The sequence below is a fragment of the Actinospica acidithermotolerans genome (assembly GCF_018139625.1).
In the GTDB taxonomy this organism is placed as follows: Bacteria; Actinomycetota; Actinomycetes; order Streptomycetales; family Catenulisporaceae; genus Actinospica; species Actinospica acidithermotolerans.
In genome coordinates, this window is the sequence record NZ_JAGSOH010000152.1 from 1 (window position 1) to 14,993 (window position 14,993).

The 14,993-nt window shown below is 71.6% G+C and carries 17 protein-coding genes; 9 read left to right on the forward strand and 8 right to left on the reverse strand.

Going from position 1 to position 14,993, the window contains the following annotated elements:
• Positions 1 to 91 precede the first annotated feature (91 nt).
• From KDK95_RS30765 to KDK95_RS30775, 3 genes are read left to right on the forward strand one after another with little or no spacing between them, the layout of a single operon-like run.
• Positions 92 to 991 (forward strand): dihydrodipicolinate synthase family protein, encoded by a 900-nt coding sequence (locus KDK95_RS30765; RefSeq protein ID WP_212521850.1) that lies wholly within the window; start codon positions 92 to 94, stop codon positions 989 to 991.
• A gap of 52 nt (positions 992 to 1,043) precedes the next feature.
• Complete coding sequence (locus tag KDK95_RS30770; protein WP_212521851.1) at positions 1,044 to 2,045, forward strand: proline racemase family protein; 1,002 nt, start codon at positions 1,044 to 1,046, stop codon at positions 2,043 to 2,045.
• Entirely contained in the window at positions 2,042 to 2,704 is a 663-nt protein-coding gene (locus KDK95_RS30775) for a GntR family transcriptional regulator (protein WP_212521852.1), read from the forward strand. Before KDK95_RS30770 ends, KDK95_RS30775 begins: the two co-directional genes overlap by 4 nt.
• 38 nt (positions 2,705 to 2,742) lie before the next feature.
• Here the strand turns inward: KDK95_RS30775 and KDK95_RS30780 are convergent, their stop codons facing one another.
• Positions 2,743 to 3,582, reverse strand: a complete 840-nt coding sequence (locus tag KDK95_RS30780; RefSeq protein ID WP_212521853.1) for a 3D domain-containing protein — start codon at positions 3,580 to 3,582, stop codon at positions 2,743 to 2,745.
• 154 nt (positions 3,583 to 3,736) lie between these two features.
• On the opposite strand from KDK95_RS30780, the gene KDK95_RS30785 reads away from it, so the two are divergent.
• Genes KDK95_RS30785 through KDK95_RS30795 form a run of 3 tightly spaced genes read left to right on the forward strand, consistent with a single transcriptional unit; the run spans position 3,737 to position 5,643 of the window.
• A complete protein-coding gene (locus tag KDK95_RS30785) occupies positions 3,737 to 4,612 on the forward strand; it encodes an LLM class flavin-dependent oxidoreductase (protein WP_212521854.1) in 876 nt (291 codons plus the stop codon).
• Entirely contained in the window at positions 4,599 to 4,970 is a 372-nt protein-coding gene (locus KDK95_RS30790; RefSeq protein ID WP_212521855.1) for an MmcQ/YjbR family DNA-binding protein, read from the forward strand. The genes KDK95_RS30785 and KDK95_RS30790 overlap by 14 nt, the downstream gene beginning before the upstream one ends.
• A gap of 10 nt (positions 4,971 to 4,980) precedes the next feature.
• Positions 4,981 to 5,643 carry a M15 family metallopeptidase gene (locus KDK95_RS30795; protein ID WP_212521856.1) on the forward strand — a complete coding sequence of 221 codons (663 nt, stop codon included), beginning with the start codon at positions 4,981 to 4,983 and terminating at the stop codon, positions 5,641 to 5,643.
• A 12-nt stretch (positions 5,644 to 5,655) separates the two neighbouring features.
• On the opposite strand, the gene KDK95_RS30800 is transcribed toward KDK95_RS30795, so the two are convergent.
• Both KDK95_RS30800 and KDK95_RS30805 read right to left on the reverse strand, forming a co-directional pair.
• Entirely contained in the window at positions 5,656 to 6,480 is an 825-nt protein-coding gene (locus KDK95_RS30800) for a methyltransferase domain-containing protein (protein ID WP_212521857.1), read from the reverse strand.
• 101 nt (positions 6,481 to 6,581) lie between these two features.
• Positions 6,582 to 6,986, reverse strand: coding sequence for a YccF domain-containing protein (locus KDK95_RS30805; protein WP_212521858.1), 405 nt, complete (start codon positions 6,984 to 6,986; stop codon positions 6,582 to 6,584).
• Positions 6,987 to 7,072: 86 nt separating this feature from the next.
• On the opposite strand from KDK95_RS30805, the gene KDK95_RS30810 reads away from it, so the two are divergent.
• Positions 7,073 to 7,216, forward strand: coding sequence for a hypothetical protein (locus tag KDK95_RS30810; RefSeq protein ID WP_212521859.1), 144 nt, complete (start codon positions 7,073 to 7,075; stop codon positions 7,214 to 7,216).
• Positions 7,217 to 7,221: 5 nt separating this feature from the next.
• Here the strand turns inward: KDK95_RS30810 and KDK95_RS30815 are convergent, their stop codons facing one another.
• Positions 7,222 to 7,749, reverse strand: a complete 528-nt coding sequence (locus tag KDK95_RS30815; protein WP_212521860.1) for a GNAT family N-acetyltransferase — start codon at positions 7,747 to 7,749, stop codon at positions 7,222 to 7,224.
• A gap of 54 nt (positions 7,750 to 7,803) precedes the next feature.
• Between KDK95_RS30815 and KDK95_RS30820 the strand changes: the two genes are divergently transcribed.
• Positions 7,804 to 8,394, forward strand: a complete 591-nt coding sequence (locus KDK95_RS30820; RefSeq protein WP_212521861.1) for a TetR/AcrR family transcriptional regulator — start codon at positions 7,804 to 7,806, stop codon at positions 8,392 to 8,394.
• A gap of 27 nt (positions 8,395 to 8,421) precedes the next feature.
• Here the strand turns inward: KDK95_RS30820 and KDK95_RS30825 are convergent, their stop codons facing one another.
• The 4 genes from KDK95_RS30825 to KDK95_RS30840 all read right to left on the reverse strand — a co-directional run bounded on the left by KDK95_RS30825 (position 8,422) and on the right by KDK95_RS30840 (position 14,022).
• The gene (locus KDK95_RS30825; RefSeq protein ID WP_307844804.1) at positions 8,422 to 9,825 is read right to left on the reverse strand and encodes a metallopeptidase TldD-related protein; all 1,404 of its coding nucleotides are present in this window, start codon (positions 9,823 to 9,825) and stop codon (positions 8,422 to 8,424) included.
• Positions 9,822 to 11,333: a TldD/PmbA family protein gene (locus tag KDK95_RS30830; protein WP_212521862.1), complete on the reverse strand. Its 1,512-nt coding sequence runs from the start codon at positions 11,331 to 11,333 to the stop codon at positions 9,822 to 9,824. The genes KDK95_RS30825 and KDK95_RS30830 overlap by 4 nt, the downstream gene beginning before the upstream one ends.
• A 92-nt stretch (positions 11,334 to 11,425) precedes the next feature.
• Positions 11,426 to 12,385 carry a cation diffusion facilitator family transporter gene (locus tag KDK95_RS30835; RefSeq protein WP_212521863.1) on the reverse strand — a complete coding sequence of 320 codons (960 nt, stop codon included), beginning with the start codon at positions 12,383 to 12,385 and terminating at the stop codon, positions 11,426 to 11,428.
• Between the two features lie 116 nt (positions 12,386 to 12,501).
• Positions 12,502 to 14,022, reverse strand: coding sequence for an MFS transporter (locus tag KDK95_RS30840; protein WP_212521864.1), 1,521 nt, complete (start codon positions 14,020 to 14,022; stop codon positions 12,502 to 12,504).
• Positions 14,023 to 14,184: 162 nt separating this feature from the next.
• On the opposite strand from KDK95_RS30840, the gene KDK95_RS30845 reads away from it, so the two are divergent.
• The coding region (locus KDK95_RS30845; protein WP_212521865.1) for a TetR/AcrR family transcriptional regulator at positions 14,185 to 14,993 on the forward strand (809 nt) is incomplete at its 3' end.

Sequence of the window (14,993 nt, forward strand, 5' to 3'; positions counted from 1 at the left end):
CCCGCACCCCGTTCGCGCGGCCGGTGCCGCTCGGCGTGCTCGCCCGATCCCCGCACCTGGAACCCTCCCCGGACAACGAAGGAACCGCATCGTGAACAGCACCGATTCCCGCACGCCCTGGCACGGCGTCCTCGTCGCCACCGCGCTCCCGCTGCGCGAAGACCTCAGCGTGGACTACGACGCGTACGCCGCGCACTGCGCGTGGCTCGTCGCCGAGGGCTGCGACGGCGTCGTGCCCAACGGTTCGCTCGGCGAGTACCAGACGCTCACGCCGGAGGAGCGCTCCCGGGTCGTGCGCACGGCCGCGGAGGCGATCGGCGCCGACCGGGTGGTGCCGGGAGTCGCGGCGTACGGCGCGGCCGAGGCGCGGCGCTGGACGGAGGACGCGGCCGAGGCCGGGTGCCCGGCCGTGCTGCTGCTGCCGCCGAACGCGTACCGCGCGGACGCCTCCGTCGTGCGTGCGCACTACGCCGAGGTGGCGAAGGCCGGCGTGCCGATCGTGGCCTACAACAACCCGTACGACACCAAGGTCGACCTGGTGCCCGAACTGCTCGCCGACATCTACCACGACGGGCACATCGTCGCGGTGAAGGAGTTCAGCGGGGACGTGCGCCGGCCGTACCAGCTCGCCGAACTGGCGCCGGGCCTGGACCTGCTGATCGGCGCGGACGACGTGCTGCTCGAACTCGCGATCGCCGGGGCCAAGGGCTGGGTCGCTGGCTACCCGAACGCGCTGCCGAGCTCGACCGTGCGGCTCTACCGGGCCGCCGTCGCCGGGGACCTGGAGAACGCCCGCGCGCTCTACCGGCAGCTGCACCCGCTGCTGCGCTGGGACTCGCGGACCGAGTTCGTGCAGGCCATCAAGCTGTCGATGGACATCGTCGGCCGGTACGGCGGTCCGTGCCGGGCGCCGCGCGGCCCGCTGACGCCCGAGCAGGAGAAGGCGGTGCGCGCCGCGACGGAGCGGGCCGTCGAACTCGGCCTCGCCTGAGTCCGTCCGAACCCTTGCACAACGACAGGCAATCCAGGAAGGATCATTCGCCATGCGCAGCCGACTGGTTCTGCACGCGGTGGACTCGCACACCGAGGGCATGCCGACCCGCGTCGTCACCGGCGGGGTGGGCGTGATTCCCGGCGCGACGATGTCCGAGCGGCGGACGCATTTCATGGAGAACCTCGACCACCTCCGCACGCTGCTGATGTGCGAGCCGCGTGGCCACGCCTCGATGAGCGGTGCGATCCTGCAGCCGCCGACCCGCCCGGACGCCGACTACGGCGTGCTGTTCATCGAGGTCTCCGGCTGCCTGCCGATGTGCGGGCACGGCACGATCGGGGTGGCGACGGTGCTGGTCGAGACCGGGATGGTGCCGGTCGTCGAGCCGGTCACGACCGTGCGGCTGGAGGTCCCGGCGGGCCTGGTCACGGCCGAGGTGCACGTCGAGGACGGCGCGGCCACGGCGGTCACGCTGGCGAACGTGCCTTCGTACTGCGTCGCGCTGGACCGCAAGATCACGCTTCCGAGCGGGCGCAGCGTGACGTACGACCTGGCCTACGGCGGCAACTTCTACGCCATCCTGCCGCTGGAGCAGTTCGACCTGCCGTTCGAGCTCGCGCGCAAGAACGAGATCCTGGCCGCCGGCCTCGAGCTGATGGCCGCGATCAACGCCGAGGACGAGCCGGTGCACCCGCTGGACCCGACCGTGCGCGGCTGCCACCACGTGCAGTTCCTCGCGCCGGACGCGACGCCGGAGCACTCGCGGCACGCCATGGCGATCCACCCGGGCTGGTTCGACCGCTCCCCCTGCGGCACCGGGACCTCGGCGCGGATGGCGCAGCTGCACGCGCGCGGGCAGCTGGAGATCGGCCGCGAGTTCGTCAACGAGTCCTTTATCGGGACGCACTTCACCGGGCGCCTGCTGGGCGAGACGACGGTCGGCGGGTTCCCCGCCGTCCTTCCGTCGATCACCGGCCGCGCGTGGATCACCGGGACCGCGCAGTACATGCTCGATCCGGCCGATCCCTTCCCCGCGGGGTTCGTCCTGTGACCGCCGACGGCTCCGCGCTGACGCCGCTCGGCGGCCGCCGCCGATACCGCGACCAGGTCGGCGACGCGCTGCGCGCCGCCCTGATCGCCGGCGAGCTCAAGCCGGGCGAGGTGTACTCGGCGCCCGCGCTCGCCGCGCGCTTCGGGGTCTCGGCCACGCCGGTCCGCGAGGCGATGCTCGACCTCGTGCGCGAGGGGCTGGTGGACACGATGCCCAACAAGGGCTTCCGGGTCACCGAGGTCTCCGAGCGCCAGCTGGACGAGTACACGCAGATCAGGAAGCTGATCGAGATCCCGGTGGTCGTCGGGCTGATCCGGACGGCCGACATCGAGCAGTTCGAGGCGCTGCGCCCGCAGGCCGATGAAATCGTCCGGGCGGCGGCGAAGGGCGACCTGATCGGCTACCTGGAGGCCGACAACCGGCTGCACCTCGCCCTGCTCGCGATGGCCGGCAACGAGCACCTCGTCGCGGTCGTGGCGGATCTGCGCAAGCGCTCGCGGCTGTTCGGCCTGCAGGAGCTGGCCGTGGCGGGGCGGCTCGAGGCCTCGGCGCGCGAGCACATCTCGCTGCTCGACGCGCTGATCGCGGGCGACGAGGAGGCCGTGCGCGCGTGCATGGAGCACCACCTCTCGCACGTCCGGACGCTCTGGGCCTCGTAGCCCGCCGGGGCCGGAGCGCCGGCCGACGGGCCGACGGCTCAGTACGGGTTGGCGATCACCGTGACCGTGCGATCCTGCACGCCCCAGTTGCCCGCCTGGACGCCGGGCAGCCACACGTCCACAGTGTCGCTCTGGACCCACGCGCCGAGGTCGGCCGCGTAGCAGGTCCCGTAGCCCGGCACGGTGAAGTACGTGCCCCACGGGATCACGCGCGGGTCGGTAGCGCACACGCCGAGCTGCGCGTTGAGGCCGGAGGAGGTCTGGCCGACGTCGTTGTACGCGGTCACCATCACCGGGATCTGCGTGCCGACGGGAACGTCGCCGGAACCGGTCGCGAGGGTGCCGTCGCCGCCGAGCCAGTAGGGCGCGGACAGCTGGCCGTGCGAGGCGTCGGATTCGCTGGTGTCGTACATGGCGACGACGTCGTAGTACGCGCCCTGACACGGCGAGGTGTCGGTGACGGTCAGCGGACCGGTCTGACCCCAGTAGCTGATGTAGCCGACGGCCACGCCGTCGCGCCACACGCGGTAGGCGACCGCGTTGGGCACCGGGTGCACGGTGATGGTCACGGTGCCGCTGGAGAGCGAACCGGTGAGCGTCGGCGCGGCGGGGCGACTGGAGAAGTCGACGGCCGGGGCGGTCTGCGACGGCGGCGTCCACGGCGAGACGCTGCGCGAGGGCGGTGTGACCCCGGCGTCCCAGAAGGGGCAGGACGGCAGCGCGGCGGCCGCATGGCGGCGGGCGTCGGGAGCGGCCGAAGCAGAAGCGGCGTGCGCGGCGGCGATCGGGGTGAGGACGAGGGCGCCGAACGCTATGGCCGCGGTGCCGACGGCCGCCTGCCAGGGCCGGACCCGGGCAGCGGAGAGTGCGGTGGGCATGGGGAGGGAAGCCTCCTGAGCTGGTGCGACGGCCGCGGCGTGGGCGACCGCGGGTGAAGCAGTATTCGTAGTCAACCGCCGGGGCGCCGGGCGGTCAAGGGTCTAGACCACTTATCTCCGGGCCGGCGTCCCCGGCCGCGGCTAAGATCGACCCATGCAGCTGAGCACCGTGATCCTGCCGGTCTTCCCGTGGCGCGAAGGCCGCGAGGTCTGGCGCCGCGCCGAGGAGCTCGGCCTCCACGCCGCGTACACCTACGACCACCTGACCTGGCAGTCCTTCCGCGGCTCGCCGTGGCACGGCACGGTCCCGACCCTGGCCGCGGCCGCCGTGGCGACCGGGCGGATCAGGCTGGGGACGCTGGTCGCCTCGCCGAACTTCCGGCACCCGGTCCCCTTCGCCAAGGATCTGATGACCCTCGACGAGCTGTCCGGCGGACGCTTCACGCTCGGCATCGGCGCCGGCGGCGAGGGCTTCGACGCGAGCGTACTGGGCGAGGAGCGCTGGTCCGGCCGGGAACGCGCGGACCGCTTCGCCGAGTTCACCCGCTTGCTCGACCGGCTGCTCACCCAGGACGAGACGACCGCGGCCGACGGCGTCCACTACCGGGCGCTCGAAGCCGAGATGCTGCCGGGCAGCACCCAGCGGCCGCGGATGCCGTTCCACGTCGCGGCGGTCGGGCCGCGCTCGATGCGGCTGGCCGCGGAACTCGGCCAGGGCTGGGTCACCTACGGCGCGGCCGAGGACGGGCCGAAGGTCGTCGCCGAGCAGATCGGGCGGCTCGCCGAGGCGTGCGCGGCACGCGGCCGGGACGTCGCGGAGCTCGAACTCACCCTGCTGAACATGGGCCGCTCCGCGGGCGAGCGCCCGCTGGAGTCCTTCGAGGCCTTCGTCGACTGGGCCGGGCGCTACCGGGAGGTCGGCATCACCGAGCTCGTGCTGCACTGGCCGATCGCGGACAGCGAGTTCGCCGCCGACATGAAGGTCTTCGAGCGCGTGGCCGCCGAAGGGCTCGCGCATGTGGACGGCTGACCGGCTGAGGGCCGTCTGCCTGGACCAGCCCGCGGCCGAGGAGACCTTCCCGTTCTCCGCCGAGCTGTCGGTGTTCAAGGTCGCGGGCAAGGTCTTCGCGCTCTGCGCCCTCGACGAGACCCCGCTGCGGATCAGTCTCAAGTGCGTGCCCGAGGTCGCGGTCAAGCTGCGCATCGAGTATCCGGCGATCACCGCGGGCTACCACCTGAACAAGCAGCACTGGAACACGGTGCTGATCGACGGCTCGGTGCCCGACGACCTGGTCCGCGAGATGATCGAGGACTCCTACGACCTGGTCCGCGCCAAGCTGCCGCGGAACGTCCGTAACACCCTGGGCGACGTCGCCCCCGGAAAGTAAGGTCTCGGCCGTGCGTGACATCGTCCTGATGGCGGATCCCCGCGTCGCCCGGATACCCGTGGTCGACAACGGCGAGCCGCTCGTCGACCTCGAGGCCGCGGGCTTCCTGATCGATCCGCGGCACGAGGACCCGCTCGGCGCCTCACGCCGGTACCGGTCCGGCGCGGCCGAGCGGCTGGCCCAGGCGGAGAAGCTGCTGCCGGCCGGCCTGCGGCTGCTCGTGGTCGAGGCCTACCGGCCGCTCGAACTGCAGCGGAAGTACTTCGACGGCTACCGGGAAGAGCTGGCCCAGCTCAACCCCGGCTACTCGGCCGAGCAGCTGCGCACCGCCGCGAGCCGCTACGTCTCCCCGCCCGAACTGGCCCCGCACAGCGCGGGCGCGGCGATCGACCTGACGCTGTGCGACGCCGAGGGCGAGCTCGACATGGGCACGATCATGAACGCCACGCCCGAGCAGTCCGACGGCCGGTGCTACACCGACGCCGAGGGCCTCCCGCCTCAGGCGGCGGAGAACCGCGCGATCCTGGTCGAGGCCATGCACTCGGCCGGCTTCGTCAACTACCCGACCGAGTGGTGGCACTTCTCCTACGGCGACCGCTACTGGGCCCTGATGTCCCGGCGCCCGGAGGCGCTCTACGGGCCGATCGAGTACCGTGGCCCGCTCGACGCGTGATCCGGGGCCGGCTCAGCCGCGCACGCCGAGCGCGAAGATCCTGCGGAACGGCAGCAGCTGCACGGTCCGGCCGCCGATCACGGTCGGCGGGTAGGCCTCGCGCAGCAGCGCGCGGTACTCGTCGCAGAACTCGATCGCGGCCGGCGAGTCCGGTCCGCCGAGCTCGATCAGGACCGGCCGCAGCCCCGTCGAGCTGACGAAGTCGAACACGCCGTCCTCGCCGTCGACGACGTACAGGTACGTGGTCTCCCACGCGTCCGCGGCGAGCCCGGCGGCGTCCAGCGCGCGCAGGTACTCCTCGGGCTCGGGGACGTTCGGGCGCACTTCGAGCCCGGTCAGCCGGGCGGCCCAGCGCGGCTCCCGCTGCAGCTCGCCGAACAGCGTGTGCGAGGGCGAGTCGAAGTTGCCGGGCACGCCGAGCGCGAAGGTGCCGCCGGGGGCGAGCAGTTCGGCGAACCGCGGGATCAGGTCGAGGTGGCCGGGCACCCACTGCAGGGTCGCGTTGGTGATCAGCACGTCAACCGGGCCGCCGAGCAGGTCGGCCGTCACCTCGCGCACGTCGCCCGAGCGGAACTCCAGTCGCCCGGGCACGGCGCGGGCCTGCGCCGCCTCGATCATCTGCGGCGAGTTGTCGAGGCCCAGCACGCGCGCGCCCGGCCAGCGCCGCGTCAGCAGCTCCGTGGCGTTGCCGGGACCGCAGCCGAGGTCCACGACGTACTCCGGCTCCGGCTCGCCGTCCGCGCGGACGCGGGCGAGCAGGTCGCGGAAGGGCTGCGCGCGCTGCGCGGCGAAGCGCAGGTAGTGGCCCGGGTTCCAGGTGGTGCTCTGCGTCGGCATGCTCTACTCCCCGGCTCGAGAACTATCTTGACATCGAGAAATACTGTCGGGGATTTATCTCGATGTCAAGATTGTTCGATCCGAACCGCCGCCGAGCCCGCTCACCAGCCGGCGAAGGCCTCGTCGGTGCGGACGATCTTCATCCCGAGCGGCATCAGCGAGATCGGGATGAGCTTCAGGTTCGCCCAGGCGAAGGGGATGCCGATGATGGTGACCGCGAGGGCGATGCTGGTCGCGATGTGCGCGAGCGCCAGCCAGATGCCGGCGACGACGAGCCAGATCACGTTGCCGACGCAGGACGCGGCTCCGGCGTCCTCGCGCGGCACCGCCGTCCGGCCGAAGGGCCAGATCACGAAGCTCGCGATCCGCAGCGACGCGATCCCGAACGGGATCGTGATGATCAGCACGAAGCAGATCAGCGCCGCGACCACGTAGGCGATCGCGAGCCATAGCCCGCAGAAGAGGAACCAGATGATGTTCAGAACCAGGTTGAAGACTTCGCGCATGGTCCCAGCCTCGCAAATCCCGGCCGCCTGCGCCTCCGGAGGATACCCGGAGCCCGGCGCCCGGCGACCCTGATATGTTCCGGATCGTGACTCGGATGTCCGCGGTGGTCTTCGACATGTACGGCACGCTGACGGCGAACCTGCCGAAGGCCGCCTGGGACGAGCAGAAGCGCGTCTGCGCCGCCCCGCTGTTCCTCGCCGAGGACGCGTGGATCGACGCGGCGAACTAGCCGAACTAGCCGAACTTCATGTCGAAGCGCTGCTCCTGGGTCTGGATACCCCACTTGTGCACCGGCACGGTCTCGGTCAGCTCGAATCCGGCCTGCCGGTACAGATGGTGCGCGGCATCGAGGCCTGAGATCGTGGTCAGGAACACGCCGGGGAAGCCGCGTCGGCGGGCGTAGTCCATCGAGGTGTCCACCAGCTTGCGGCCGGCTCCCCTGCCGCGCAGGTCCGGGTGCAGCAGCAGCCAGCGCAGGCGGCCCATCCCCTCCTCGGCGAGCATGGCGATCGAGCCGAGGATCCGGCCGTCGTCCTCGGCCACCCACATCTCGCCCACCTGCTCGCCGTGCTCCATCCGGTCGAGGACGAAGCGGCTGATGCCCTCGCCGCAGTACGCCTCCATCGACTGGTCCATCGCGTACTCCTCGGCGTACAGGCGGCCGTGCAGCGCGATCACCTCGCCGAGATCGCCCGGCCGCGTCGCCAAACGGATGTTCATGGTGTGGTCCCCGCTCTCCGCTCGTGCCCGTTGCGCTCGCACTCCCCGCCTACTGAAACGGTTGTTTCAGTGGCTCTCGTGAGCCAAGATATCCCCATGGACGGATCAGTGGAAGCCCCCGCGCAGCCGGAGGTGTCGGTCGGCTCGCCGCGCCGGGCCGAGCTGCTCGAACGCACCCTCGACTACGCCGAGCGGACGAACCTGTCGGAGCTCTCGCTGCGCCCGCTGGCCGCGGCGATCGGGTCGAGTCCGCGGGTGCTGATCTACCTGTTCGGGTCGAAGGACGGGCTGCTGCGCGAGGTGCTGGCGGCTTCGCGGGCCAGGCAGCTGGCCGTGGTGCGGCGGGCGATGGAGGAGTCCGCCGCCCCGGGCGAGGTGCTCGGCCGGCTGTGGGCGTGGATGTGCGAGCCCGAGCACGCGGGGGTGGGCCGGCTGTTCTTCGAGAGCTACAGCCGCTCGCTCGGCGGGGGCGAGCCGTGGGCGAGCTTCGCGGTCGATTCGGTGCGCGACTGGGAGCCGCAGCTGCGCAGCATGCTGACGAGGTCGGCGGGCAGCGCCCCCTCGGACGCCGAGGTCACCCTCGCGCTGGCCACGCTGCGCGGGCTGTTCCTGGATCTGCTGGCGACCGGCGAGGCCGAACGGATCGACCTCGCCTGGCGCCGCTACATCGAACTGAACTGGCCGTGATCCGGCCGGATCGCTCGGCCGGGGCGATCAGCTCGCCTTCGACACCGAGGACATGTTGAAGTCGGCGACCCGCAGCGCGGGCATCGCGGTCCGGGTGAAGTAGTCGTTCCATTCGCGGGGCAGGGTGATCTCGGTGCGGCCCGCCTCCGCGATGCGGCCGAGCATGTCCACCGGGGACTCGTTGAAGCGGAAGTTGTTGACCACTCCGACCACCTCACCGCCCTCGACCTTGTACACGCCGTCCCTGGTCAGGCCGGTGAGCAGCAGCGTCTGCGGGTCCACCTCGCGGATGTACCAGAGGCAGGTCAGCAGGAGGCCGTCGGCGGTGGACCGGGTCATGGTCTCCAGGCTCGCCGTGCCGCCCGCGTCGAGCAGCAGGTTGTCGATCGGCGGGGTGACCGGCAGGCCGGTCTCGGCCGCGGAGTGACGCGTCGTCAGCAGCCGCTCCAGCACGCCGTCGCGCACCCAGTCGGTCGGGGCGAGCGGCAGGCCGTTGTCGAAGACCGAGGACTGCGACGAGGAGGCCGTGACCGCGTTGAAGGCCGCCGCCTCGAGACCGGCGGCCGCCGGGTCCGACCAGAGCCGCAGCCCCGGCACGCCGATCCGCCGGCCCACCTTGGTGCCGCCGCTGCCGCCGGGTGCGGAGAAGACCGTGCGGCCGTCGGCGGCGTCCCGGGCCGAGGCGGTCCAGTACAGGTAGATCATCAGATCGGCGACGGCGGTCGGCGGCAGCAGGGTCTCGTAGCGCCCGGCCGGCAGGTCGATGCGCCGCTTCTGCCACTCCAGGCGCTGGCCGAGGCCGGCCGCGAGCGCGACGACGTCCACGTCGGTGAAGTCGCGGGTCTGCGCGCCGCCCCAGGAGGAGCGCACGAAGTCCGGGGTCTTCGCGTTGAGCTCCAGCTTGCCGGTCGGCTGGTCGTGCCGCAGCCGCAGGCCGGTGCTGGTCGCCAGGTACGTGGTCACGGCGGTGTGCTCGGCGAAGCCGAACAGCAGCTGGCCGGCCGAGCGCGCCCCCTCGAAGGACTCGCCGAGCGCCGGGGCGAGGCCGGCGAAGACCTCGATGTCGGTGCCGACGGCCGCCTCCTCCCAGCGCACGCCTTGCAATCCGGCGGCGTCCTCGGGGCCGAGCAGCGGCCGGGCGTCCGGCGCCGGGCTGGCGGCGCGCGCCGCCGCCTCGCTCTCGCGCACCAGATCCTCGATGTCGTCCTCGGTCACGCCGGCCTTGGTGATGGCCGCCGCCGACGCGCCCTCGCCGCGCTTGAGCGTGGAGACTACCGTGACGCGGCGGTTGGCGGCCACGCCGTTCGTCGTCAGGGTGTTGTTGGCCCAGCGGAGGTTCGCGGTCGAGGACTCGTCGACCATGACGACGGTACCGTCCGCCTTGGCGGCGGCCAGCGCCCGCTCCGCCAACTGCTGCGGTGTCACGCTCACTTGCCCGCCTCCTGCACCGTGTTGAGGATCCTGATTCCGCGGAAGAGCGCCGAGGGGCAGCCGTGCGAGACCGGCGCGACCTGGCCGGGCTGGCCCTTGCCGCAGTTGAAGGCGCCGCCCAGGACGTAGGTCTGCGGGCCGCCGACCGCCTCCATCGCGCCCCAGAAGTCGGTCGTCGTGGCCTGGTACGCGAAGTCCTTGACCTGGCCGGCCAGCTTGCCGTCCTTGATCAGGTAGGCGCGCTGGCCGGTGAACTGGAAGTTGTACCGCTGCATGTCGATCGACCAGGACTTGTCGCCCTGGATGTAGAGCCCGTTCTTCACCCGGGAGATCAGCTCGGCGGTGCCCGGGCCGTCGGCGGCGGGCTGCAGCGAGACGTTGGCCATCCGCTGGATCGGCGCGTGCCCCGGCGAGTCGGCGAAGCCGCAGCCGTTGGAGCGGCCGCCGTTGAGGCCCTTGAGCCGCGCGATCCGCCGGTCGAGCTGGTAGCCCGTCAGGATGCCGCCGGTGACGAGGTCCCACTGCTGGGTCTGCACGCCCTCGTCGTCGAAGCCGACCGTGGACAGGCCGTGCTCGACGGTCCGGTCGCCGGTCACGTGCATCACCGGCGAGCCGTACTTGAGCGTGCCGAGCTTGTCGAGCGTGGCGAACGAGGTGCCCGCGTACGCCGCCTCGTAGCCGAGCGCCCGGTCCAGCTCCGTCGCGTGGCCGATCGACTCGTGGATGGTGAGCCAGAGGTTCGACGGGTCGACCACGAGGTCGTACTCGCCGGCCTCGACCGAGGGCGCGGCCAGCTTCTCGGCCAGCAGCCCGGGCAGCGCGGCGAGCTCCGCCTCCCAGTCCCAGCCGACGCCGCGCAGGAACTCCCAGCCGCGGCCGACCGGCGGGGCGAGGGTCCGCATCGTCTCGAACGCGCCGGTCGCCTCGTCGATCGCGACCGCCTCGAGCGCCGCGTGCACCCGGACGCGCTGCTGGGTGGTCACGGTGCCGTTGGTGTCGGCGTAGAACTTGTTCTCCTTGACCGCGTGCACGAACGCGTCCACGTGCGCGACCGCCTCGTGCTCGAGCAGCCGCTTGGACCAGCCCCCGAGCAGCGCGATCTTCTCGTCGTCCGGGACGTCGAAGGGGTCCACCTCGTACGCCGAGATCCACTCCTGCTCGCCGTGCGAGGGCTCGGGCGCGAGGACCACCGGCTCGGTGTTGACCGGCGCGGAGACCTCGGCCACCCGCACGGCCTGCTCCACCAGCCGCACCGCGGCCTCGGGCGTCTGCACGGTGCCCGCGGCGAAGCCCCAGGTGCCGCGGTGCACGACGCGCACCGCGAGTCCGCTGTCCACGGACTCGTTCACGCCGTCGAGCTCGGCGTCGCGCAGGCGGACGGACTGCTCCCGGATGCGCTCGGAGCGCAGGTCGGCGTGGTCCACGCCGAGCTCCCGGGCCTTGGCCAGGGCGGCCTCGGCCAGTTCCCGCAGCGGCAGTGCGGCGAAGGTCGGATCAAGACTAGGCATAGGACCGAAGCTACTACGCGCCCCTGACTCCGCGCAGCAATCGATTGACGAGACGGGAAGATTTCACCCGGCAGGGCCCTGATACGGGGCGCTCAGCGGCCGCCCGGGGTGGCCTCCGGGTCCGGCCCGGCGGCGGCCTCGGCGGCGCTGTAGATGTCCGGCTCCAGGTAGATCACCCGGGCGATCGGATAGGCCTCGCGCACCCGCGCCTCCGCCTCGTTGATCGCGCTCGCCACGTCCGCCGCGGCGGCGTCCGGGCGCACCGCGATCTTCGCGGCCACGAGCAGCTCCTCGGGACCGAGGTGCAGCGTGCGCATGTGGATCACGCGGATGACGAGCCGGCCGTCGACCAGCGCCTTCCTTATCCCGGCGACGACGGCGGGCGCGGCGGCCTCGCCGAGCAGCAGCGACTTGGTCTCCACGGCCAGCACCAGCGCGATGCAGACCAGCAGCGTGCCGATCAGGAGGGTTCCGACGCCGTCCCAGACCCCGCTGTGCGTGGCCACCGACAGCCCGACGCCGGCCAGCGCGAAGCCGAGGCCGATCAGCGCGCCGAAGTCCTCGAACAGCACCACCGGCAGCTCCGGCGCCTTCGCGGTGCGGATGAACCCGATCCAGGTCTGGCCGCCCTTGGAGCCCCTCGACTCGCCCACGGCGGTGCGGAACGAGAAGCCCTCGGCGCAGATCGCGAACAGCAGGACGCCGAGCGGCCAGTACCAGTCGTCGAGCGGATGCGGATGGGCGATCTTCTCGATGCCCTCGTAGACCGCGAACAGCCCGCCGATCGTGAACAGCACCATGGAGACGAGGAAGCCGAACACGTACCGCTCGCGGCCGTACCCGAACGGATGCTCCTCGTCCGCGGCCCGCTGCGCCTTGCGGCCGCCGACCAGCAGCAGGATCTGGTTGCCCGAGTCGGCGACCGAGTGCACGGCCTCCGCGAGCATCGACGACGACCCGCTGAACCCCCACGCGACGAACTTCGCGACCGCGATCGCGAGATTGGACCCGAGCGCGGCCACAACCGCTTTGCTTCCTCCCGATGTGCTCACCCGCGAGATCGTACTCGAAGACGCCGTTGCCCCCTCTTCAGGAAAAGAGGGGGCAACGGCTTGATACGTATTCGGTTGTGCTCCGGATGCGCGACCTCGTTGTTACGCTCTCGGCGCTACGCGTGGATGGCCGGCGCGGCGTCCGGATCGGCCGGGTCAGGCTTGCCCGCCTTGAGGATCAGGCCGCAGATGATCGCGCCCGCCCCGAAGATCCCCGCGGCCCACCAGTAGGCGACGGTGTAGCTGTGCACCTCGGCGGCGGCCAGCACGAGCTGGTTCGACGCGTTCTTGCCGACGAGGTAGTGGGTGGCCGCGGAGGCCGCGAGCGAGTTCAGCAGCGCGGTGCCGATCGAGCCGCCGATCTGCTGCGCCGTGTTCACGGTGGCCGACGCGACGCCGGCGTCGTGCGCCTCGACGCCCGAGGTCGCCGCGTTCATCGCCGGGGCGAAGATCATGCCCATGCCGACGCCGACGACGATCAGCGGGCCGAGGATGTTCGCGGCGTAGCTGGAGGTCAGGTCGATCCCGGTGAGCCAGACCATGCCGCCGCCGGCCAGCAGCATGCCGACGAAGACCAGGATCTTCGCGCCGATGCGCGGGTAGAGCTGCGTGGTGCTGATCGTGGCGGTGATCATCAGGGCGGCGACCATCGGCATGAACGCCACGCCGGTCATGACCGGCGAGTACCGCAGGTTCTCCTGCAGGTAGTAGTTCAGGAACAGGAACACGCCGAACATGCCGATACCGGTGAGGAACATCGCCAGGAACGAGCCGCCGCGGTTGCGCTCGAGGACGACGCGCAGCGGGAGCAGCGGGTGCTCGGCGCGGGTCTGCCACCAGGTGAACGCGGCCACCAGCAGCACGCCGCCGAGCAGGAAGCCCCAGGTGCCCGGGGCGCTCCACGGGTGCGATTCGGCGTTGGCGAAGCCGTAGACGATGCCGAACAGGCCGGTCGAGATGAGCACCGTGCCCGGGATGTCGAGCGAGGGCCGGTCGGCCGAGCGCGCCTGGCGCGGGATCAGGGTGGCGGCGCCGGCGATCGCGATGACGGCGATAGCGACGTTCACGTACAGCGTGAAGCGCCAGTTCAGGTACTCGGTGAGCACGCCGCCGAGCAGCATGCCGATCGCGGCGCCGGAACCGGCGATGCCGCCGAACACGGCGAACGCGGTGGCGCGCTCCTTGGCCTCGGTGAAGGTCGTCGAGAGCAGCGAGAGCGCGGCTGGAGCCAGCATGGCGCCCGCGACACCCTGCAGGGCGCGCGCGATGACCAGCACTTCGAAGTTCGGCGCGGCGCCGCCGAGCGCGGAGGCCGCGGCGAAGCCGACGAGCCCGATCAGGAACATGGAGCGGCGGCCTATGACGTCGGACACGCGGCCGAACAGCAGCAGCAGGCTGCCGAACGCGAGCGAGTACGCCGTGACGATCCACTGCCGGTCGCCGTTGGAGAAGCCCAGCGCCTTCTGGGCGTCGGGCAGCGCGATGTTCACGATGGTCGCGTCGAGCACGATCATCAGCTGGGCCAGGCCGATGACGGCCAGGATCAGCCAGCGGCGCCCGTGGTGCGGGTCTTCGTGGTGCGCGGGTACGGCGTCCGCGGTCTGCGCGCCCGTCCCCGTCGTCTGGAGCTCTGCCATGGATTCGGTCCCATGCATCCGGAGGAGATTGTTCCACTTTCAGAAAAAACTGTACCATGGAAGCGGAGAGCTTGCCTCCACATGGAGGCAGGTGTTCCATTTAGATGCATCGAGGGTTCACCCGGGTCGGCGCCCGGGGCGACGAAGGCAGGAGCAGGCGGAATGAGCGCGAAGTCCGACGTGGAGTCGGGGTCGAGGACCCCGGCCGCGTCCGAGATCGAGGCCGCGACGACGCCCGAGGCGAAGGGCGCGGTCAAGGCCACCGGCACGTCTGAGCCTGCCGGTACGTCCGAGCCTTCCGGTACGTCCGAGCCTGCCGGTACGTCCGAGGCAGCTGTGGCCGGCGTCCTCGGCGCCGCCCCCGAGCCCGTCAGCCGTCCCCTGCGCAGGGACGCCGAGCGCAACCGCCAGCTGATCCTCGGCGCGGCCAAGACCGTCTTCGCCCAGCGCGGCCTCGAAGCCTCGCTCGACGACGTGGCCAAGGAGGCCGGCCTCGGCGTGGGCACCGTCTACCGCCGCTTCCCCAACCGCGACGCCCTGATCGACGCCATGTACGACGACATGGTCCGCTCCATCATCCGCATCGTCGACGAGTCCGTGGCCCTCCCCCGCGCCTGGGACGGAATCGTGCACTTCATGACCGAGATGCTGGAGTCCCAGGGCCACGACAAGGGCCTGCGCGACGTGATGCTGTCGAGGCAGAACCACCTGTTCGCCGAGTGCGGCCGCCACGAGGGAGCCCACGAGGACGTCATCCGCGAGCGGCTGGAGCCCGCCCTCTACGACCTCGTCGCCCGCGCCCAACAGGACGGCGACCTGCGCGAAGACGTGACGGCTACGGACTTCGGCGTGCTGCTGGTGGCCGCCGTCTGCACCGTCGAGTTCACCGCCCCCGCCGCCCCCGAGATGGTCGGCGCGGACTTCACCGGCGAGGTGAGCACGCCTGACCCGTACGTCGTCGAGCCGATCGG

Bases quoted from the DNA above. Each gene is read 5' to 3' on its own strand.
- KDK95_RS30780 (WP_212521853.1), bottom strand. From the start codon at position 3,582: ATGCCCACCGCACTCTCCGCTGCCCGGGTCCGGCCCTGGCAGGCGGCC.
- KDK95_RS30840 (WP_212521864.1), bottom strand. From the start codon at position 14,022: ATGGCAGAGCTCCAGACGACGGGGACGGGCGCGCAGACCGCGGACGCC.
- KDK95_RS30805 (WP_212521858.1), bottom strand. From the start codon at position 6,986: ATGCGCGAAGTCTTCAACCTGGTTCTGAACATCATCTGGTTCCTCTTC.
- KDK95_RS30820 (WP_212521861.1), top strand. From the start codon at position 7,804: ATGGACGGATCAGTGGAAGCCCCCGCGCAGCCGGAGGTGTCGGTCGGC.
- KDK95_RS30770 (WP_212521851.1), top strand. From the start codon at position 1,044: ATGCGCAGCCGACTGGTTCTGCACGCGGTGGACTCGCACACCGAGGGC.
- KDK95_RS30785 (WP_212521854.1), top strand. From the start codon at position 3,737: ATGCAGCTGAGCACCGTGATCCTGCCGGTCTTCCCGTGGCGCGAAGGC.
- KDK95_RS30800 (WP_212521857.1), bottom strand. From the start codon at position 6,480: ATGCCGACGCAGAGCACCACCTGGAACCCGGGCCACTACCTGCGCTTC.
- KDK95_RS30790 (WP_212521855.1), top strand. From the start codon at position 4,599: ATGTGGACGGCTGACCGGCTGAGGGCCGTCTGCCTGGACCAGCCCGCG.
- KDK95_RS30830 (WP_212521862.1), bottom strand. From the start codon at position 11,333: ATGCCTAGTCTTGATCCGACCTTCGCCGCACTGCCGCTGCGGGAACTG.